Source organism: Streptomyces zingiberis (assembly GCF_012034935.1).
GTDB lineage: Bacteria > Actinomycetota > Actinomycetes > Streptomycetales > Streptomycetaceae > Streptomyces > Streptomyces zingiberis.
In genome coordinates this window covers 122,446-141,709 of record NZ_JAATEN010000007.1, presented here as the reverse complement: position 1 = coordinate 141,709, position 19,264 = coordinate 122,446, and the positions used below count along the sequence as shown (strand labels likewise).

General features: G+C 75.1%; 14 protein-coding genes. 5 read left to right on the top strand and 9 right to left on the bottom strand.

From position 1 onward, the window contains the following. Positions 1-511: 511 nt before the first annotated feature. Both HCK00_RS11425 and HCK00_RS11420 read left to right on the top strand, forming a co-directional pair. The gene (locus HCK00_RS11425; RefSeq protein WP_168101737.1) at positions 512-1,867 is read left to right on the top strand and encodes an NsdA family TPR-like regulatory protein; all 1,356 of its coding nucleotides are present in this window, start codon (positions 512-514) and stop codon (positions 1,865-1,867) included. A 249-nt stretch (positions 1,868-2,116) separates the two neighbouring features. Continuing rightward, positions 2,117-3,529 carry a cytochrome P450 gene (locus HCK00_RS11420; protein ID WP_168101736.1) on the top strand — a complete coding sequence of 471 codons (1,413 nt, stop codon included), beginning with the start codon at positions 2,117-2,119 and terminating at the stop codon, positions 3,527-3,529. Positions 3,530-4,217: 688 nt separating this feature from the next. Here the strand turns inward: HCK00_RS11420 and HCK00_RS11415 are convergent. From HCK00_RS11415 to HCK00_RS11400, 4 genes are all read right to left on the bottom strand, one after another. After that, complete coding sequence (locus HCK00_RS11415) at positions 4,218-5,237, bottom strand: ABC transporter ATP-binding protein (protein ID WP_206320248.1); 1,020 nt, start codon at positions 5,235-5,237, stop codon at positions 4,218-4,220. 113 nt (positions 5,238-5,350) lie between these two features. Next, on the bottom strand, positions 5,351-6,280 hold the full coding sequence (gene modB, locus HCK00_RS11410; RefSeq protein WP_168101734.1) for a molybdate ABC transporter permease subunit: 930 nt from the start codon (positions 6,278-6,280) through the stop codon (positions 5,351-5,353). Further along, the gene (gene modA / locus HCK00_RS11405) at positions 6,277-7,113 is read right to left on the bottom strand and encodes a molybdate ABC transporter substrate-binding protein (RefSeq protein ID WP_168101733.1); all 837 of its coding nucleotides are present in this window, start codon (positions 7,111-7,113) and stop codon (positions 6,277-6,279) included. Before modA ends, modB begins: the two co-directional genes overlap by 4 nt. Positions 7,114-7,723: 610 nt before the next feature. Then, positions 7,724-8,119: a TOBE domain-containing protein gene (locus tag HCK00_RS11400; protein WP_168101732.1), complete on the bottom strand. Its 396-nt coding sequence runs from the start codon at positions 8,117-8,119 to the stop codon at positions 7,724-7,726. A 234-nt stretch (positions 8,120-8,353) separates the two neighbouring features. On the opposite strand from HCK00_RS11400, the gene egtA reads away from it, so the two are divergent. From egtA to HCK00_RS11385, 3 genes are all read left to right on the top strand, one after another. Next, entirely contained in the window at positions 8,354-9,622 is a 1,269-nt protein-coding gene (gene egtA, locus HCK00_RS11395) for an ergothioneine biosynthesis glutamate--cysteine ligase EgtA (protein ID WP_168101731.1), read from the top strand. 294 nt (positions 9,623-9,916) lie between these two features. Continuing rightward, positions 9,917-10,858, top strand: a complete 942-nt coding sequence (locus tag HCK00_RS11390; protein WP_168101730.1) for an NAD-dependent epimerase/dehydratase family protein — start codon at positions 9,917-9,919, stop codon at positions 10,856-10,858. Further along, positions 10,828-14,580 carry an aminotransferase class I/II-fold pyridoxal phosphate-dependent enzyme gene (locus HCK00_RS11385; protein ID WP_311765264.1) on the top strand — a complete coding sequence of 1,251 codons (3,753 nt, stop codon included), beginning with the start codon at positions 10,828-10,830 and terminating at the stop codon, positions 14,578-14,580. Before HCK00_RS11390 ends, HCK00_RS11385 begins: the two co-directional genes overlap by 31 nt. Positions 14,581-14,609: 29 nt before the next feature. Here the strand turns inward: HCK00_RS11385 and HCK00_RS11380 are convergent, their stop codons facing one another. From HCK00_RS11380 to HCK00_RS11360, 5 genes are all read right to left on the bottom strand, one after another. Next, complete coding sequence (locus tag HCK00_RS11380; RefSeq protein ID WP_168101729.1) at positions 14,610-15,203, bottom strand: toxin; 594 nt, start codon at positions 15,201-15,203, stop codon at positions 14,610-14,612. Between the two features lie 13 nt (positions 15,204-15,216). After that, positions 15,217-15,696 carry a helix-turn-helix domain-containing protein gene (locus tag HCK00_RS11375; protein WP_168101728.1) on the bottom strand — a complete coding sequence of 160 codons (480 nt, stop codon included), beginning with the start codon at positions 15,694-15,696 and terminating at the stop codon, positions 15,217-15,219. A gap of 324 nt (positions 15,697-16,020) precedes the next feature. Further along, complete coding sequence (locus HCK00_RS11370; protein WP_168101727.1) at positions 16,021-17,229, bottom strand: MAB_1171c family putative transporter; 1,209 nt, start codon at positions 17,227-17,229, stop codon at positions 16,021-16,023. A 54-nt stretch (positions 17,230-17,283) separates the two neighbouring features. Continuing rightward, positions 17,284-18,024: a TetR-like C-terminal domain-containing protein gene (locus HCK00_RS11365; protein ID WP_168101726.1), complete on the bottom strand. Its 741-nt coding sequence runs from the start codon at positions 18,022-18,024 to the stop codon at positions 17,284-17,286. A gap of 124 nt (positions 18,025-18,148) precedes the next feature. Beyond that, a complete protein-coding gene (locus HCK00_RS11360; protein WP_168101901.1) occupies positions 18,149-19,192 on the bottom strand; it encodes a medium chain dehydrogenase/reductase family protein in 1,044 nt (347 codons plus the stop codon). Positions 19,193-19,264: the final 72 nt, after the last annotated feature.

Genomic DNA, 19,264 nt, shown 5'->3' with positions numbered 1-19,264 from the left:
GTGTGCGGTGTGGCGCGTGGTGCGGAACGCGTGTGCCGTGGTGGTCCCGTGCCCGGTGGGTTCCGGTGCGCGGGGTGGGCCCGGGGTCCGGTGCGGACCAGGGCGTGTCGCACCTGTTCGTGCCGCGGATATCCCACGGTGTGCCGGTGACGGGAAAGGCCGGTGTATCCCGGCGGACCCGGCGGCACCAGAAAGTCAAACAGTCCCGTGGCCCGTCCGCCAAGGCCGTTCGGTAATCGCGTTCGTCCGGCGGGTCGCCCTCTTGTGAACTTGTGATTCTGGTCGAATGGGAGCGCTCCCGGAGAGACTGCGGAAAACCGGAAGAGATCCGCCGGTTATTCCTCCGCCATGCGCGGATAAAAGAAGGACTGTCCTCTGATCGTCAACGGGGCGGACGGCATTCCCACAGCGGTGACAGCCGGCGGGCGCGGAACGGTGGTTTCACCGCGTCGTCCGCGATCCCGGTTCTCGTCCTGTGTGCCCGGATCTGAACACATTCCGAGGAGTTGTCATGGCGCGCAGCCACCCGAACCACAGGCTGAAAAGGCTCCTGGCCGAGGCGGGGATGTCCGGCGAGACGCTCGCCCGCGCGGTGAACCGGACGGCGGCCGAGAGCGGGCGCGTCCTGCGCTACAGCCGGAAGACCGTGGCCGGCTGGCTCGCCGGATCCCGGCCGCCCGCCCCCGTCCCCGCGCTGGTGGCCGAGGTGCTGACCCGGCGCCTGGGCCGCTACGTCAGCCTTCAGGAGACGGGCCTGTCGCCCCTCCCCGACGAGCCGGTCGACCCCCTTCTCGCCACCGGGGGCCGGGGCCGCGAGGCCCTGGCGACGCTCACCGCGGCCGATACGGGCGCGGACACCCGGGCGGCCCTGCGCGGGCTGCCCCTGCGGCCGTCCGCCACTCCACCGGCGTGGGCCGAGGCCGAACCCGGGCCGGCGCGGGGGGAGTGGTGTCTCGGCGCGGGCGACCTGGCCGCCCTGTCGCAGACCACCGCGCACTACGCGAGAGTCAGCGACACCTACGGCGGAGCGCACAGCCGCACCGCCCTGGCCGTCTACCTCGCGACCGACGGCGCCGCCTTCCTCGCCGCCCGGTGCGACGCGCCCACCCACGCCCAACTGCTCGGCAACCTCTCCCGGCTGACGCATGTGCTGGCCCGGATGTGCGCCGACTGCCGGCAGAACGGCCTGGCGCAGCGGTACTTCCACGTGGCCGCGCAGCTGGCGGTCGAGGCCGGTGACCGCACCCAGTACGCCGTCACGCTCCGCGCCATGAGCGCCCAGCTGAGCCGCCTCGGGCACCGGGGCACCGAGCTCGCGCTGTCCGCGTGGCGGGCGGCCCCGGAGGACGCCTCCCCGGCCATCAAGTCCTTCTTGCTGAGCAATCTGGCCGTGGTGCACGCGGCGGCCGGCCGGGAGCGGCGGGCGCTGGACGTCCTCTCCGACGCGACGACGCTGCACGGCGGGCGTGACGAACCGCCCGCGCCGCCGTTCAGCGGGTACCCGCTGGCCGCGCTGCACTACCAGCGGGGCCACGTGCTCCAGAGCCTCGGTGACTACGACCGGGCCGGGGCCGCCCTCGCCGCCTCCCTGCGGCACCGTTCCCCCTTCGCGCACCGGGCCCGGGCGCTGACCCTCGCCAAGCTCGGCGAGGTCCTGCTGCTGGAGGGCAGGCTGGAGAAGGCGTGCGAGGTGACCGACCGTCTGCTGGAGGACTACGGCCGGATCCGCTGCCCCAGCACCACGAACCGGGTGAGGTCCCTGCGTACGCGGTTGATGCCGCACGCCCGCCGGCCGGCGGTCCGGTCCGCCATCGGCCGGCTGGAGGGCTACACCGCGCAGCAGGGCTCCCCGGCTTTCACCAGGTGAGCCGCGTGCCCTGGGACCGCGTGACCGCGTGACCGCAGCGGACCTGGGGCTCGGTGCCGGCCGGGGAGCGCTCCGCGCCGGCACAAGCGCACAAGCGCACAAGCGTGGGGAGCGGCGGACATCTCCGCTCCGGCCGGGTCTGGCCGGAGCCCGGCCGGCCGGGGTGCACTGGACAGGAGAGAGAGGCGGGTGTGACCCGGGAGACGGGTCCGCCCACCCGCCCGCCCGAGCCGGTGAGAGGGATCAGGGATGGAGCCGAACGCGACCGAGGTGCCCACCGCAGGCGGACTGCCGCTCCTGGGCTCGATGCTGGACCTGCGCCGCGATCCGCTGGGAACGTACCAGCGCGCCCGCGAGGAACACGGGGACGTCGTACGGATCGTCGCCGGGCCCCCCGGGCTGCGCACCACGATCTACTTCGTCTTCTCGCCCCCCGGCGTCCAGCAGATCCTGGCCGCCCGGTCCGCCGACTTCCGCAAGGACGACGCCTTCTCGATGGAGATGCGCGACACCTTCGGCAACGGGCTGCTGAGCAGCCTCGACGAGGACCACCTGCGGCAACGCCGGCTGCTGTCCCCGCTGTTCACCAAGAAGAAGGTGGCCGAGTACGCCGGCGCGATCTGCGACGAGGTCGACCTCCTGTGCGAGGAGTGGGCCGCGGACCCGGAGGGCCGCCCCGACCTCAACGAGGACCTGAGCCGGCTCACCGTACGGATGATCACCCGCATCCTCTTCGGCGCGGACGCCGAGGAGGCCGCCGAGGTCGTGCGGCGCTGTATGCCCGCCCTGAGCACCTACACCCTCCGGCGCGGCCTGATGCCGGTCAACCTGCCCCGTTCCGTCCCGACCCCCGCCAACCGCCGGGCCCGCGCGGCCCAGGCCGAACTGCACGCCCTGTGCGACCGCCTGATCGAACGGCGCCGCCGCAGCGGCGGCACGAGCGGCGCGACGGGCTCGGACGACCTGCTGACGCTGCTCATCAACGCCCGCAGCGACGAGGACACGCCGCTGACCGACCTCGAACTCCGTGACCAGGTCCTCGTCTTCCTTCTGGCGGGCTCGGACACGACGGCGACGTCCCTGACGTTCACCCTGTACCTGCTGGCGCGGCACCCGGAGATCCAGGACGCGGCCCGCGAGGAGGTGCGGTCCGTCCTCGGCGGCCGCAGGCCCACCCCGGGTGACCTGGACGCGATGCCGTCGGTGGAACGCATCCTCAAGGAGGCCATGCGCCTCTACCCGGCGGCGCCGGTCCTCATCCGCAGGGCGGCACGGGACTCCGTCGTGGACGGCCACGCCATACCGGCGGGCGCCTACGTCTACGTCTCGCCCTGGGTGACGCACCGCCACCCGTCCCACTGGGAGAGCCCGGGGTCCTTCGACCCCGAACGGTTCCGGCCGGAGGGGGAGGAGGGGAGGCACCGCTACACGTGGTTCCCCCTCGGCGGCGGGCCGCGCTCCTGCATCGGCAACCACTTCGCCATGCTCCAGATGAAACTCGCCGTGTCGCTGCTGCTCCAGCGCCACCGGTTCACCGGGGCACCGGAGGACGTGGAGCTGGAGGTCGGCGTCACGATCCGGGCGGCGGGGGCGGTCGGCTGCCGGCTGACCCCGGCGGACCAGGAGGCCGCGGAACCGCGCACCCTGCCCGCCCGCCGGTGACCGGTCCCCACCGCCCGCGCCGCCCGTCCGGAGGGACGGGCGGCGCGAGCGCCGGGAGCCACCGCCGGGGAAGCGGGCGCGGGCGGCCGCGCCGGGCGCCGTGGCCCTCCCTTACCTCTCACCCCGCCCGGCCGCGCCGCGCCTCCGGGATGGCCGGAACCGGACCACGGTGTTCCACCGGACGGAACGACCCGGGCGCGAAACGGTCCCGTGACGGGAGGGCGTGGGCACGGCGATGCCCGTATATGCGGTGCCCCGGAGGGGGCGCGAAGGTGAGTCACCGCTCTCCGCCTGCCGCTTTTCCCGGACGGCGAGGCGGGGGGAGTTCCTGGAAACGGGCACCGGTAACCGGCCCCTATCGGTCGGAAGTGAATCCCGGAAGTGCTCCCCCGGAGCGCCGGGAACAATGGACTGGACGGCATTTCCGTACCGCTCGGCCGTGCCGCTCCTTTCACGCGCCGCGATTTCCCCGAATTCATCTTCCGGACACTGGGATGACGCCCGCGCGGGATCACTCGGAAGCCCGGTGAATTGTGCCACCGGTGCCCGGATCCCGGGTCCGGAATTCCGCGGCCCACGGCCGCACGGCACACCCTGACATCACGGAGCCGCGCCGTGCCGCCGGGGGCACCGGGAATTCCCGCCCGGCCTGCTCCGGGCGGCCCTCCCCGCCGTGACCCACGACCCGTCAGGCGCGGTACGCGCGGGCCCGGGCGGCGTCGACCACCGCCCACACCGTGGCCCCGGGCCGGAGGTCCAGCTCCGCGGCGGCGACCGTGGTCAGATCGGAGACCAGGGGCAGCTCACCGGTGAGATCGACGCGGACCAGGTCACCGTGGGACTCCAGGCCGGCCACCGCGCAGCGCCGGGCGTCGCGGGCGCCGGAGCCGGTGGGCCGGTCGCCGTGGAGGGTGACCGCGCCGGGCGGGAAGGCGACGAACGCCGGGCCGGTGAGGTCGTCGGCCGTGGCGATCACGGGCCCGCCGTCGACCCGTACCGTGTGCCCGCGGGCCTCTCCCCGGTAGAGGTTGAGGCCGACCAGCCGGGCGACGTAGTCGGTGCGCGGCCGGCGGGCGACGTCGGCCGGGCTGCCCTCCTGCACGACACGGCCGTCCTCCACGACGACGACACGGTCCGCCAGGACCATCGCGTCCAGCGGTTCGTGCGTGACCAGCACGGCGACCGCCTCGAAGCCGGCCAGGTGGTGACGGAGCCGGGCCCGGACGTCCAGGCGGGTGCGGGCGTCGAGCGCGGCGAGGGGCTCGTCGAGGAGCAGCAGCCGGGGCCGGGTGGCCAGGGCGCGGGCCAGGGCGACCCGCTGGGCCTGGCCGCCGGAGAGCCCGCGCGGTTTCTTCCCGGCGTGGTCCGCCAGGCCCATGCGGTCCAGCCACGCGCGGGCCTCCGCACGGGCCCGCGCCTTGGCCGTGCCCCGGCAGCGGGGCCCGAAGGCCACGTTGTCCACCGCCGTGAGGTGCGGGAAGAGCAGATAGTCCTGGAAGACGACGCCGACGGGGCGGGACTCCGGCGGCCTGCGCTCCAGGTCCTCGCCGTCCAGCCGCAGATGCCCCCCGGTGAGCGGCAGCAGGCCGGCCAGGGCCCGCAGGGCGGTCGTCTTGCCGGAGCCGTTGGGGCCGAGGAGCGCGACCACCTCACCGGGCGCGGCCCTCAGCGCCACATCGAGACGGAACGTGCCGCGCTCGGCCACCAGCCGGGCGTCGAGCCCGCCCTCCGCGGCTCCCGTTTCCCCGGGTCCCCCGGCCGTCTCCTCCCCGGCGCCGACGGAGGGTCCGGCCGTCGCGCGGGCCCCGCCCGCGGTGCCGGTCACGTGGACCTCATCCAGCGGTCCCGCAGCCCGGCCAGCACCGCGACCGACACGGCCAGCAGGACGAGGCTGAGGGTGATCGCCGCCTCCGGGTCGTTCTGGAGGGCGAGGTAGACGGCGAGCGGCATGGTCTGGGTGGTGCCGGGGAAATTGCCGGCGAAGGTGATCGTCGCGCCGAACTCGCCGAGCGCCCGTGCCCAGGCCAGGACGGCGCCGGCCGCGACACCCGGGGCGATGAGCGGGAGGGTGACCCGGCGGAAGGCGGTGAAACGGGAGGCGCCGAGGGTCTGGGCCGCCTCCTCGTAACGGGGGTCCGCGGCCCGCAGCGTGCCCTCCACGCTGATCACCAGGAACGGCATCGCCACGAAGGTCTCCGCGACCACCACCCCGGCGGTGGTGAACGGCAGGGTGATCCCGAACCAGGCGTCCAGCCACTGCCCCACCACCCCGTTGCGGCCCAGCGCCATGAGCAGGGCCACACCGCCCACCACCGGGGGGAGGACGAGCGGGAGCGTCACCAGGGCCCGCAGGAGCCTGCGCCCGGGGAACTCGACCCGCGCCAGCAGCCAGGCGAGCGGCACCCCGATCACCAGACTCACCCCCGTCGCCGCCGTGGCGCAGAGCAGGGACAGCTGGAGCGCCTGCCAGACCGCCGCCCCGGCCAGCAGGTCGGGCATCCCGCGCCAGGGGGCCCTGAGCAGCAGGGCGACGAGGGGCAGGACGAGGAACGCCAGACCGGCGAGCGCGGGCAGCAGCAGAAGTGGCGGAACACCACCGCGGACCCGCCGGCGCCCCGGCCGGCCGGCACGGGGGCCGCCGGTACGGGGACCGGCCGCGGGGGGCCCGCCCGCACGGGACGGAGCCGCGGAGGGCCCGGCCGTACCGGATCCGGCCGCGGCTCCGGTGGCGCGGGCGCCGGCGGGCGTCACGGCTTCAGGAACCCGGCCCCGCCGAGGACCTTCCGTCCCTCGGCGGACCGCACGAGCGCGATGAACGCCTTGCCGCCCTCGGCGTTCCCCGCGTCCTCCAGCAGCGCGATCGGATAGTCGCCCACCGCCTCGGCCGACTCGGGGAACGCCACACCCGTCACCGTGTCCCCGGCGGCCCGCACGTCGGTCCGGTAGACCAGGGCGGCGTCCGCCTCCTTCAGCACCACCTTGTTCAGCGCGGCCTTCACGTCCTGTTCGTAGGAGACCGGGGTGAGGTCCACGCCGCCGGCGTCCAGGGCCTTCCGGGCGGCGGCGCCGCACGGCACCGCCTCGTCGCACAGCACCACCTTCAGGCCGGGCCGCGTGAGGTCCTTGAGCGAGGAGAGCTTCCGCGGGTTGCCGGGGAGCGTGGCCATCCTCAGTTCGTTGCGCGCGAAGGTGACCGGGGTGCCGGCGGTGCCACCGGCGTCCGCCACGATCTTCATCGTCGTGGGGCTGGCGGCCGCGAACACGTCGGCCGGCGCGCCCCCGGTGATGCCCGCCGCGAGGCTGTCGCTGCCCCCGAAGCTGAAGGTCACCTTCGTCCCCGGATGCCGGCTCTCGAACTCCTCGCCGAGCGCCGTGAAGCTCTCCTTCAGCGAGGCGGCCGCGAAGACCGTCACCTCGCCGGCCGGCCCCTCCGCGGCGGAACCCGCCTTCCCGGCGGAATCACCCCGCTCCGCGGAGGAGCCCGAACCGGAGGAGGAGCAGGCGCTCAGGGCCAGCAGGACGGCGGCGCCCGCGGCGCCCGCCTGGAGCCGCCGCCGGGTCCGGCGTGCGGAACGAGTTGTCACGGGGCCACTCCCTCGATGTGCTCGGCGGACCGGACGCGCCCGGCCGGCGGACTCCCCGTCGCCCGGACGGGGCTGCCCGGTGTCCCGGTGCCCGGCGTGCGGTGCACGGCGCGCCGGGCCGGACGCCTCACGGCGCTCCCAGTGGCCCGGGGCCGGAAGGCCCGGGCCGGTCGGCCGGTGCGTGGCTCCGGGTCGGTACTCATGTGCCGATCATACTGTCGTAGATGCGAGGGGAAAGACCCCTGTCCCATCGCATACTCCGATACCTGGGCTCATCGGCCTGGCATATGCGCTCCTGCTGCTTGCTCGTTCGGCCGCCTGGCCGCCTGGCCGCCGGAGCGCCGGAGGAGCCGGGTGCCGTGCGCCCCGCGAGGGGCAAGGTGCGACATACCGGGCGCGGGTGCGGTCGTCCGGAGGGACCGGCCGCGAGGCCGGGGGCGCGTCCGGGCTTCCGCCCGCCGTCCGGCGCGCGTCCACCAGCCCACCGACTCACCGGCGGCGCCTGCCGGGCCGCGGGCCGCCGCGCCTGCCGGACCACGGCCTGCCGGATCACCGCCCGGCGCCGCCACCTCGGCCGCGGCGCGTCGGGGCCGGGCACACCGAGGCGTACTCAGCGGAGGTCGACGTGCACGTTCGTCGACTTCACCCGCGCGGTCGCCGCCATCCCGACCTCCAGGCCCAGTTCCTCCACCGCCTCCCGGGTGAGCAGCGACACCAGCCGGTGCGGACCCGCCTGGATCTCCACCTGCGCCGCCACGTCACCGAGCCGGATCTCGGTGACGATGCCGGGAAAGGCGTTGCGGACCGAGGTGACGGAGGCGTCCTCCTCGCCGGTGCCGCTCCTGGCGAGTTCCACGGAGAAGGCGGCCAGGGCCTCCCCGTCGATGAGGCGTTTCCCGCTCTCGTCGCGATGGGTCGCCATCCGGCCCGCGTCCGCCCACCGCCGCGCGGTGTCGGGGCTCACGCCGAGGAGCCGTGCCGCCTGGCCGATCGTGTAGGACTGCATGCGCGCCAAGATAGGCGACGCGGACCCTTGGGCGCCGTGCCGTGCCGTGCCGTCCCGCTGCCGCACCGGCGTCCCCGGCCGCCGGCGGGTGCCGCCCGGCGGTCCGGGACATGCGCTCTTGTGGTGTCCGGGCCGCACGGCCGACCCTGGAAGCGGACGCGGCCGAACAGGTGTACCTGTCGTCGGCTCTCCCCACGCGTCCCTCATGACCGCGGCGACCCAGGAGGCTCCCCGATGGCGGTTCCAGCGGAGCACGGTGCGGACGGCCCACCGGCCGTCACCGAGGACGAGGCGGAGGCCCTGGTCGCGGGGATCTGCTTCAAGACCGGCCCGCCGCGCACCGTCGGGGTGGAGGTGGAATGGCTCGTCCACGACGAGTACGACCCCCACGACCCCGTCGCCCGGGGGCGGCTGGAGGCGGCCCACGCGGCGCTGCGCCTCCTGCCGCTGACCTCGGTGCTGAGCGTCGAGCCCGGCGGGCAGCTGGAGTTGAGCTCCCGGCCCGCCCCCTCCCTGGGGCGGTGCGTCGAGGACGTCCGTGCCGATCTGGGGACCGTGCGGGCCGTCCTGCGCGAGCACGGGCTGACCCTGGCCGGCATGGGCGTCGACCCCTGGCGCCCGCCGCGCCGGTTCCTCCGGGAACCGCGGTACGACGCCATGGAGGTCAGCCTGGGCCGCACGGGAACGGCGGGGCGGACCCTGATGTGCGCCTCGGCCTCCGTGCAGGTGTGCCTCGACGCCGGTACGGAGGAACCGGGCGTCATGGGGTTCGAGAGCCGCTGGTGGCTCGCGCACCGGCTGGGCGCGGTGCTGACGGCGGCGTTCGCGAACTCGCCCCTGGCCGAGGGCCGGGCCACGGGGTGGAAGTCGACACGGCAGCTCATGTGGGCGCGGCTCGGCCCGGGCCGGTCCGGGGGCCCCTTCCTCGCCCACGACCCCCGCCGCGCCTGGGCCCGGCGCGTCCTCGACGCACCGGTGATGTGCATCCGGCGGGACGGCCCCTGGGAGGTGCCGGACGGTCTGAGCTTCCGCGCGTGGACCCGCTCGGCCACCCCGCGCCCCCCGACCCGCGCCGACCTCGACTACCACCTCACCACCCTGTTCCCGCCCGTCCGGCCCCGCGGCCACCTGGAGCTGCGCATGATCGACGCGCAGCCCGGCGACGACGGGTGGATCGTGCCGCTCGCCGTCACCACGGCCCTGTTCGACGATCCACGCGCCGCCCGGACCGCGCACCGGGCCGTGGAACCCCTGGCCGGACGCGCCGCCGGGACCCCGGCCCCGCACAATCCGCTGTGGACGGCCGCGGCCCGGGACGGGCTCGCCGACCCGGACCTGAGGCGCGCCGCGGTGACCTGCTTCACCGCGGCCCTGGAGGCCCTGCCCCGGCTCGGGGCGGGCACCGCGGTCGTGGACGCCGTCGCCTCCTACGCCGACCGCTACGTCCAGCGGGGCCGCTGCCCGGCCGACGAGGTGCTGGAGGGGCACCCGGCCGCACGGTGACCGGCGCTCCGTCACGCGCGCGCCGGTGAGGTGGTGGTGACCGGGTTGACGAGGCTGACCAGCCTGACGGCTTGATCAGGTGCTGCCCAGGTGTTGCGCGACGGCCGGTGGCAGGCGCGGTGCGGCCCCGCGTGCGCCCCGCGCGGGACGCTGCGCCGCGCACGGCGGCCGAGCGTCCCCGCGAGGGACCGGTCCCGTCGGCGAGTTGGCCGCCCGGGGCCCGTGGCGGCCCGCCACGCCGGTGCCTCCGGAGCGCCCACGCGGGTGCGGTGCGCTCGCGCTAGTGTGCGTAGGGTGAGTCTTTCCGTCGTCTTAGGTTTCGGGCCCGCCGGGGCAGCCACCGCACGGCTGCTGGCCGATCAGGGGCATTCCGTACGTGTCATCACCAGGTCGGGCCGGAGTCCGGAGCCCGGCATCGAGCACGTCGCGGTCGACGTGCGGGACAGCGAGCGGCTGGCCGGGGCGGTGCGCGGCGCCGACGCGATCTACGGCTGCGCCGCGCCGCCCTACCCGCGCTGGGCGGACGAGTGGCCGGCGATGGCCGCGTCGATCGGCGCGGCGGCCGAGGCGTCCGGGGCGGTCCTGGTCATGCTGGGCAACCTCTACGGCTACGGTCCGGTCGACGGCGTCATCACCGAGGACCTGCCGCTCGCGGCCACCGACCGCAAGGGCCGGGTGCGCGCCGCCGTCTGGGAACACGCCCGTGAGCTGCACGAGCAGGGCCGGATCCGGGCGGTCGAGGTGCGGGCCTCGGACTTCTTCGGGCCCGGCGTGACCGACGGCGGGCACCTGGCCGGCCGGGTCATGCCCCGCCTGCTGCGCGGCAAGCCGGTCTCCACGCTGGGCGATCCGGACGCCCCGCACAGCTGGACCTACCTCCCCGACGTGGCCCGGGCGCTGACCGAGGTCGCGGGCGAGGAGCGGGCCTGGGGGCGCGCCTGGCACATCCCGACGGCGCCGGCGCTCTCCGTCCGGGAGATGGCCGGCCGGCTCGCCGCCGAGGCCGGGACGGGGCCGGTCGCGGTGCGCGGCCTGCCGCCGGCCGTCCTGGGTGTGGCGTCGCTCTTCTCCCCGTTGCTGCGCGAACTGAAGGACATCCGGTACCAGTTCGACCGTCCCTTCGTCGTCGGCACGAGCGCCTACGAAGCGGCGTTCTCGGTGCGGGCCACCCCCGTCGACGAGCAGATCAAGGCGACGGTCGGCTGGTGGCGCGAGCGAGTGACGGCCTCCCGGTGACGGCGGGGACGGCACCGGCCGGGACGGCGGGAGGCCCCCCGGCGGGCCCCGCGGCCGGCCCGAGCCGTGACGACGTCGCCGTCGTGGGCATGGCCTGCCGGTTCCCGGGGGCTCCGGACGTGAACCGGTACTGGCGCCTCCTCATGGAGCCGCGGGCCCAGTTCGCCCCCGTTCCCGGCGGCCGCTGGCGCGCGGAAACCTTCCTCCGCGACGACTTCCGCGACACGAGCTCCACCTACACGGACACCATGGCGCTGCTGCCCGGCATCGGCCACTTCGACGCCGCGCACTACGGCATCCCGCCCCGGCGGGCCAGGGCCATGGACCCGCAGCACCGGCTGCTGATCGACCTCGCCCGGGAGGCCGTCCAGGACGCCGGCTGGGAGGCGGAGGGCTTCGACCGCGAGGAGACCTCGGTCGTCACGGCGCTCACCGAGAGCGGCTACCGCGGGCTCAGCACCCTGCACATCCGGATGCGCCAGCTGGCCGGGGGCGAGTTCGGGGCACGGGCGGACGGCCCCGGGTGGGCGGACACCGTCCGCGGGGTCAGCGGTCTGCACGGCACCTCCGTGGCCGGCCTGCTGCTCAACATGGGCCCGAACACGATCAGTTCGGTGCTCGGCCTGCACGGCGAGAGCTACGCGCTGGACTCGGCGTGCTCCGGCGGTCTCCTGGCCGTCGCCAACGCCGTCCTCGCCCTGCGCGCCGGCCGGTGCCGCATCGCCCTCGCGGGCGGCGCCCAGCTGCACGTGACCCCTGACCTGCTGGTGGGGCTGTGCCGGATCGGGGCCATCTCGCGGACCGGCCGGTGCCTGCCGTTCGGCGCGGAGGCCGACGGCTTCGTGCTGGGGGAGGGCGCCGGAGTCCTCGTCCTGCGGCCCCTGGCGGACGCGCTGGCGGCCGGCGACCGGGTCTACGCGGTGATCCGGGGCGTGGGAACGGCCAACGACGGAACCGTCCAGGGCGGCATGCACCCCGAGGCGGCCGGCCAGCTCCGGGCGCTGCGCCGGGCCTACCGCGACGCCGGCGTCACCCCGGACACGGTGGGGTACCTGGAGGCGCACGGCACCGGGACCACGGTCGGTGACCCGGTCGAGGTCGGGGTCCTGCGCCGGCTCCGCGCCGGGCCGGCCGGCCGGGAGGAGCCGAGCGGCCCGCCCGGCCCGGACATCGCGGCGGGGGCCGCGCCCGCCTACCTCGGCGCGGTGAAGGCGGTCGTCGGGCACGCGCTCAACGCCGCGGGCATCGCCGGACTCATCAAGACCGTCCTGGCCGTGCACCGGGGGGTGATACCGCCGCAGCCGGAGTTCGGCCTGGCCGACCGCGCCGGGCTCGACGCCGCGCGGCTCACCGTCCCGACGGAACCGGTCACGTGGCCGGAGAGACCGCCCGGGCAGCCCCGCCGGGCGGGCGTGAGCGCCTTCGGCTTCGGCGGTACGGGGGTGCACCTGGTGCTGGAGGAGCCCGCCGCCCCGCCTCCCCGCGGCCCGGCGGCGGACGGAGGACCGCACCTGCTGGTGCTCAGCGCCCGCGACCGTGCCGGACTGGCCCGCCACGCCCGGGAACTGTCCCGGGCCGTCGACGGCGACCGGCTGCCGGCGGCCGGGGTGGCGGACACCCTGGCCCGCCGGGCCCTCTTCGCCGAACGGCTGGCCGTGGTCGCGGAGGACACCGCCGACGCCGCCGCCAAGCTGGCCACGGCGGCCGAGGCCGTGGCGGCGGGCCGCACCGGCAGCCTCGGTCCGGGCCTGGTGGCCGGCACGGCGCGGACGGCCGGTACCGGCCCGGCCGGCCCGGCCGAGCAGCCCGAGGTGGCCGCGCCGGAGCCGGGCACGCTGTCCGCCGAGGCGCGTGCGGCGGTGCTGGCACGGCTCGCGCAGCGCGTCACCGCCGGCGCGCGCCTCCGCCCGCCTCAGGAGCGCATACCCCCGTACACCCTGCCGCCCAGCCCGCTCGCCCCGCGCCACCACTGGGTCGTGGACGAGTCGGCCCGCGAGGACGGGGAGCCGCCCGCGGCCACCGGGGCGGCGGGCGGCGGGCACGCCCCGCCCGCCACCGGAACCACCGGAACCACCGGAACCACCGGAACCACCGGAACCACCGGAACCACCGGAACCACCGGAACCACCGGAACCACCGGAACCACCGGCGCGGCGGCGGAGCGTCCGGCCGCCCCTCCGGCGCCGCCACCGGGCGGGAGACCCGCCGCGGCGCGGCCCGGTGACACCTCCGCCGCGCTCTCCCTCGTCCTCGACGAGGTGTCGCGCACCGGTGTCTTCCCCCGCGCCGATCTGAGCGAGGGCGCGGTCCTGGTGACGGATCTCGGCTTCGACTCCCTGATGCTGCAGGAGCTGGAGGCCGCCCTCGGCAAGCGGGTGCCGGGCTTCCACACCGAGGAGATGTTCTCCCGCGAGCTGACCGCCGGACGGCTGGCCGCGCTGGTCGCCCCGCACCTCACCGGGGAGCCGGCGCCCGGCGGGGTGCCGCTCCCGCGGGCGCGTCCGGAGTGGGACGCCTCCGCCGCGAGCGTCGACGACTTCCCGGAGGTGCGGCGGTTCGAGGAGCGTCTGGGCGCCGTCACCGCGAGCGGCGCGGACTACCCGTACTTCCGCGTGCACGAGGGCACCGTCCGCGACCGGACCGTCATCGGTGACCGGGAGTACCTGTCCTTCGGCAGCTACAACTACCTGGGCCTGTCCGGCCATCCGGCGGTCGGGGAGGCCGCGCGGCGGGCGGTGGAGCGGTACGGGACCTCGGTCTCCGCGAGCCGGGTCCTCTCCGGCGAACGGGACCTGACGGTGCGCCTGGAACGGGCGCTCGCCGGCTTCCTCGGCGTCGGGGACTGCGTGGCGCTGGTGAGCGGCCACGCCACCAACGTCACCGCGATAGGGCATCTCGTCGGCGCGGGCGACCTCGTGATCCACGACGAGCTGGCCCACGACAGCATCCTCCAGGGCTGCGTCCTGTCCGGGGCGGCCCGGCGCCCCTTCCCGCACAACGACACCGCCCGGCTGGAGCACCTGCTGCGGCTCAACCGGAACCGGTTCCGGCGGGTGCTGGTCGTGGTCGAGGGCGCCTACAGCATGGACGGCGACCTGGCCGACCTGCCCGCCGTGATCGAGCTGAAGAAGCGTTACGGCGCGCTGCTGATGGTGGACGAGGCGCACAGCATCGGCACCGTGGGCGAACGCGGCCGCGGGGTCGGCGAGTTCTTCGGCGTCGACCGGTCCGCCGTCGACGTGTGGATGGGCACCCTCTCCAAGGCCTTCGCGAGCTGCGGCGGTTACCTCGGGGGATCGGCCCGGATGGTGCGGTGGCTGCGGCACACGCTGCCGGGCTTCGTCTACAGCGTCGGCCTGACCCCGGCCAACGCGGCGGCGGCCCTGGCCGCGACCGAGCTGATCACCGCCGAACCGCAGCGGGTGCGCGCGCTGCGGCGGAACGCGGAGCTGTTCCTCGCTCTGGCCCGCGCGGCCGGGCTCGCGACCGGCTCCAGCGCCCACACGCCGATCGTGCCGTGCCTCCTCGGTGATTCGGCGCGGACGCTGCGCGTCGCGGACCGGCTGTTCGCCCGGGGCGTCGTCGCCGACCCGATCTTCCACCCCGCCGTGGAGGAAGGGCTCGCGCGGCTGCGGTTCTTCGTCACCGGCGAACACCGGGAGGAGGACATCCGGCGGGCGGTGTCGGTACTGGCCGAGGAGGTGGCGGCAGCCGGGCGCTGAGCGGCAGCCGGGCGCTGAGCGGACCGTGCTCAGATCAGCGTGCGTTCGATCCGGCCCAGCGTGGCGTTCTCCCCGGCCGTCCCGGCACGCCCGCCGGCCTCGCCGTTCCCGTCCGGGGCGGGCAGTCTGCCCCGGCGCTTCCCGGCGCCGGCCAGCCGCTGGGAGAGCAGATAGGCGATGATCTCCGCCTCCTGCTCCTGGACGTCGTCGTAGGTCGCGCGCAGGAGCATGTCGCGGACGAGGTCCGGGTCGAGGTTGGGGAAGAGGAGGCGTGCGCTCGCCTCGTCCAGCCGGCCCGCCCCGCGATGGCAGCAGATGATGTGCCCCAGCTCGTGCAAGATGATGTGCTCCCGGTGCGCGGCGGTCGTATCGGCGTCGTAGAAGATCAGGTCCTCGTCCCGGGCGGCGACCCACATGCCGCACGGGTGCGACGCGGGCATCCGCATCGGCACCACCGTGATGGGGCGGTCGCGGATCTCGCCGAGATGGCGGCAGAGTTCGGCCACGTCGGCGACGACCGGCAGATCGAGTTCGGCGATCCGCCGGGCTCCGGCCTTGCGCAGTCTCTTCAGGGTGACGCGGCGGTCCTGGTCGGCCGGCTGTCCCTTTCTGCCGCCTCTCACCACTCCCCGCCCCTCACGTCCGCTCCGGGCGGCCGAAATCCGGGCCGGAGCCGGGGTCGCCGTCCACGGGTTCGGTGACCGCCGGCAGCCCCTGCAACTGGCGGTACTGGTCCATGATGGCCGTGATGGCCTGGAGGTTCTCCTTCTTCATCCCGGCGGCCCGCATGGCCACCGAGCGGACTCCGGCCTGCCGCATCGCCTCGATGGCGGCGATCTCACCGAGTACCGACTCGGCGACCTCGTCGTCGAAGAAGTAGGCCACCGAGACGCCGAAGAACCGCGCCAGGGCGGCCAGCAGGTCGGGGGAGGGGTTGGAGCGCTTGCCCGTCCGCAACTGCGACAGATACACGCCGCCGACCCTGAGGTCGGGGTTGGCCCGCTTCAGTTCCTCGGCCACCTCGGCGTTGGTCCAGTGCCTGCCCTTGGGGCGGGCCGTCCTGAAGAGCTGGTCCAGCCGCACGGCCAGTACGGGCCGGTCATCAGTCTCGGACATATGAGATCTCCCTCCCGCCCGCCACCTCCTCGGACTTGCTCTCAGCTATCCGCCAGCTTTCCAGATTAGCCGCTGGTTGACAATCCGACGGGACTGCGACACCGTAGACCCCGGCCGATAGCTGGCAGCTAACTCGACCACGGGGGATCTGAGTTCGCTGCCGGACGGCCGGGCCCGGCTCGGAATCGGGGGATCGAGCCGGGCCCGGGCCGGGCGGGGAGAACCTGCCCGGCCCACCGGAAACACGGGGGAAACGGGGGAGTCCGTCCGGCCGGTCCACGGGGGACGCGGGCCGGCCGGCCGGACTCTCCCGTACGGCTCCCGTCAGCCCGACTTCTCCAGCTTGCGGTAGGCGGACGCCACCTTGGTGAGCCAGACGATCTCCGCCGTGAAGGTGTCCGTGCCGCGGGCCTGGAACTCCGCTGTGTCCCCGGCGTCCCCGGTGGCCCCGGCGCTCCCGGTCTCGTCGGGGACGGCGCCGGCGCGCTTGGCCCGCAGGGCCTGCCGGATCTGCGCGGCCTCGGCGAACGCCTGCCGGGACTCCTCACTCACCCCGTGCTCCGGCTCGTCGGCGGATCTGTGGGCGGCCCCGCCGGCGCCGCCCGGGGCGCGGTCGATGTAGGGCCGCAGGTCCCGCCAGCCGTCGCGGATCTCGATGACCCGCCGGTGCAGGCGGTAGTCGAGATCGGAGACCGAGGCCGCCCCGGACGGCTCCAGGACGATGTCCGGCGAGGACTCGTACAGATCCCGCCAGAGCGGATACAGCGTCCGGTACGACCGGTAGCTGCGCGCCCAGTCCACCATTCCGGCGACCGGGCTGCCCCAGGAGGGGACGGTCAGGCTGAGGGAGAGGATGACGATGCCCGCCGCGCTGAAGATGTTGGAGGCGAGCTGCCAGACCCCGATGTCGATCCCGCTCGCGGCGGTGAGGATGTTGACGGTCCTGGCGGAGCAGTAGAGGAAGAGGACGACCGCGGCGACCCGGAGCATCCGCAGGGCCTGCCGCAGCGCGTCGTTGTCCGTCATCCGCGCGTAGCGGCCGCACTGGCGGAAGATGGTGACGCAGGGGATCGCCTGGGAGACGACGAAGAACAGCAGATAGGTGAGGACCAGCGGCTGACCGCTGCCGGAGTTGAAGTCCTCCGCCGGCCGGGCGGGACCGTCGGCGACGAGGAACAGCGCGACGAGGAGCGCGTTGAGGGTGATGCCGGCGATCAGCCAGAAGCGGGTCCGCCAGACCGCCTCCCCGGCGCCGGCCGCCCAGCGCAGCAGGATGATCTGCGCGCTGACGCAGAAGGCCACCGCCGTCACGTGCATCAGCAGGATGGCGAGGTTGCCGACGCCCAGGAAGCTGTCGCTCCCCATGGCCACGGCGCCCATCGTGAAGGTGAGGCACTGCAACAGCAGCGTGGTGATCAGCGTGCGGTAGGTCGCGTCCCGCCAGCTGCGCCGCACCTGGATCAGCCGGTAGCCGAGCGCGGCGTAGGACGAGAGCGCCGCGATGACGAAGCAGAGCGTTCTGATGCTGTTCACGAAACCGATCCCCCGTGGGTGCCGCGCGCCGCGCGGACGGACTGGCCGGACGGACTAGTCGGTGGTGCCGCCCACCGGAACCGTGAGCCCGATCCCCTCGGCCGCCACGGCGACGGCGTAGTCGAAGAACGCGGACTCGTCCCGGACGCTGTCGTGGGTGCGGCTGAAGACCTGGAACACCAGGAGCCCGATCAGGCTGCTCCACAGCACGATGCCGCGCTCGATGATGTCCGAGAACGGAGCCCCGGGGGTGCCGCCGAAGAGCTGTACGGCCTCCGGCAGCAGCAGCGGCGGACCGGGCACCGTCCGCCGGGGCGGGGCGAGTTCGCCGGCCTCCAGTGCCGACCGCACGATCCCCGCCAGCACGGCGGGGGTGCGCGAGGCGGGCGGGACCGTGTCCTGCGGGGCGTGGTAGCCCGGCACGGGCGAGCCGTAGATCAGCGTGAACTCACCCTGGTTGGCGAACGACCACTCCCGCAGCGCGCGCGCCACCGCGAGCAGCCGTGCCCCCGCCGGCGCCCCGGCCTCCCGGGCCGCCTGGTCGGCCCGCTCCATCGCGGTGGCGGACGTGTCGTAGGCGTCGATCACGAGCGCGGTCAGCAGCGCATCCCGGTGCGGGAAGACGGCTTCCACCTCGCCGGGGCCCCAGGCGCCCTCCCGGGCCACGGCCTCGGGGGACAGCCCCGCGGCGCCCAGCTCCACCAGCAGCCGGCGCGCGGTGGCCTTGACGGCCGCGACGGTCGCCTCGGTGGGCCCGCCGTTCTCATCGGTGACGCTTGATCCGGAAACTCCCATGGCCAAACCGTAGCGGCCGGTGACCGCCTGGCTGAAACGCCGTCACCCGGGCGCCCCGGCCGTGCGCCGAGATCCGGCCACCTCCGGCCGGTGGCGCGGCCGGGCCGGCCGGCTCCACCGTGTCTCAGGCATCCGCGACGATGACGACCTTGCCCAGCACGGTGCGGGACTCGGCGAGCGCCAGCGCCTCCGCGGCGCGGCTGAGCGGGATCCGGGCCGCGATCTGTGGTTCCAGCTCACCCCGGGCGACCAGCCCCAGCACCTGGGTGAGGTCCTCGGCCAGCCGGGCGCGGAAGGAGTCCAGGCGGCGCCTGCCCGCCCAGAAGTTGTAGAACAGCGCGCTCCTGCCGTTGGGAAGGTGGTTCCACACGAGCAGTCGGCCGAGCAGCCGCACGAACCCCAGTGCCGAGGTGCCCTGATCGTCCTTCCCTGCCGCCACGCCGTAGTTGACCAGGGTGCCGCCCTTGCGCAGCAACCGCCACGACCGCGTGAGGCCGGGGCCGCCGACATGGTCGAAGACCGCGTCCACCCCCTCGGGGGCGAGCGCGCGGATCTGCTCGTACAGGTCCGGGTCGCGGTAGTCGACCGGGATCGCTCCCAGTGCCCGCACCGCCTCGTGGTGCCGGGCGGAGGCGGTGCCGATCACCGTGAGCCCGGCGCGCCGGGCGAGCTGCACCAGAAGGGTCCCCACACCGCCGTTGGCGCCCAGCACCACCACCGTCCCGCCCGCGCGGACGGCGGCCGAGCGGTGCAGCATCTGCCAGGCGGTGGCGCCGTTGACGAGCACCGTCTCGGCGGCGGCCGCGTCGACCCCCTCCGGCACCGGCACCAGGTCCCCGGCCGCCAGATGCAGGTGGCCGGCCCACCCGCCGACCTTGGTCACCGCGGCGAACCGGCGCCCCCGCAGCGCCGGGTCCACGCCGGGGCCGGTGGCCTCCACCGTGCCGACCACGTCGTAGCCGGGCACGAAGGGGAAGGGCGGCTGGTCGTAGTACCTGGCCAGACGCATCTGCTGCTCGGCGAACGACACACCGGACGCCTCCATCCGCAGCAGGACCTGCCCCTCACCGGGAGGGCCCAGTTCGCGCACCCTGACCTCCAGGCCGTCGGGCTCGACCGGGCCGGGCAGCACGATCTCGGTGGCAGGAGTGGTGACGGGACCGGCCATCGGGTACCTCTTCGGACTCATCGCACTCTTCGGGCTCTTCAGACTCTTCAGGCTCTTCGGATTCATCGTCAA

What these genes read in the sequence shown, in the direction of transcription:
- HCK00_RS11375 (WP_168101728.1), bottom strand. Translation starts at nt 15,696, where the DNA reads ATGTCCGAGACTGATGACCGGCCCGTACTGGCCGTGCGGCTGGACCAG.
- HCK00_RS11360 (WP_168101901.1), bottom strand. Translation starts at nt 19,192, where the DNA reads ATGGCCGGTCCCGTCACCACTCCTGCCACCGAGATCGTGCTGCCCGGC.
- egtA (WP_168101731.1), top strand. Translation starts at nt 8,354, where the DNA reads ATGGCGGTTCCAGCGGAGCACGGTGCGGACGGCCCACCGGCCGTCACC.
- HCK00_RS11420 (WP_168101736.1), top strand. Translation starts at nt 2,117, where the DNA reads ATGGAGCCGAACGCGACCGAGGTGCCCACCGCAGGCGGACTGCCGCTC.
- HCK00_RS11365 (WP_168101726.1), bottom strand. Translation starts at nt 18,024, where the DNA reads ATGGGAGTTTCCGGATCAAGCGTCACCGATGAGAACGGCGGGCCCACC.
- HCK00_RS11400 (WP_168101732.1), bottom strand. Translation starts at nt 8,119, where the DNA reads ATGCAGTCCTACACGATCGGCCAGGCGGCACGGCTCCTCGGCGTGAGC.
- HCK00_RS11425 (WP_168101737.1), top strand. Translation starts at nt 512, where the DNA reads ATGGCGCGCAGCCACCCGAACCACAGGCTGAAAAGGCTCCTGGCCGAG.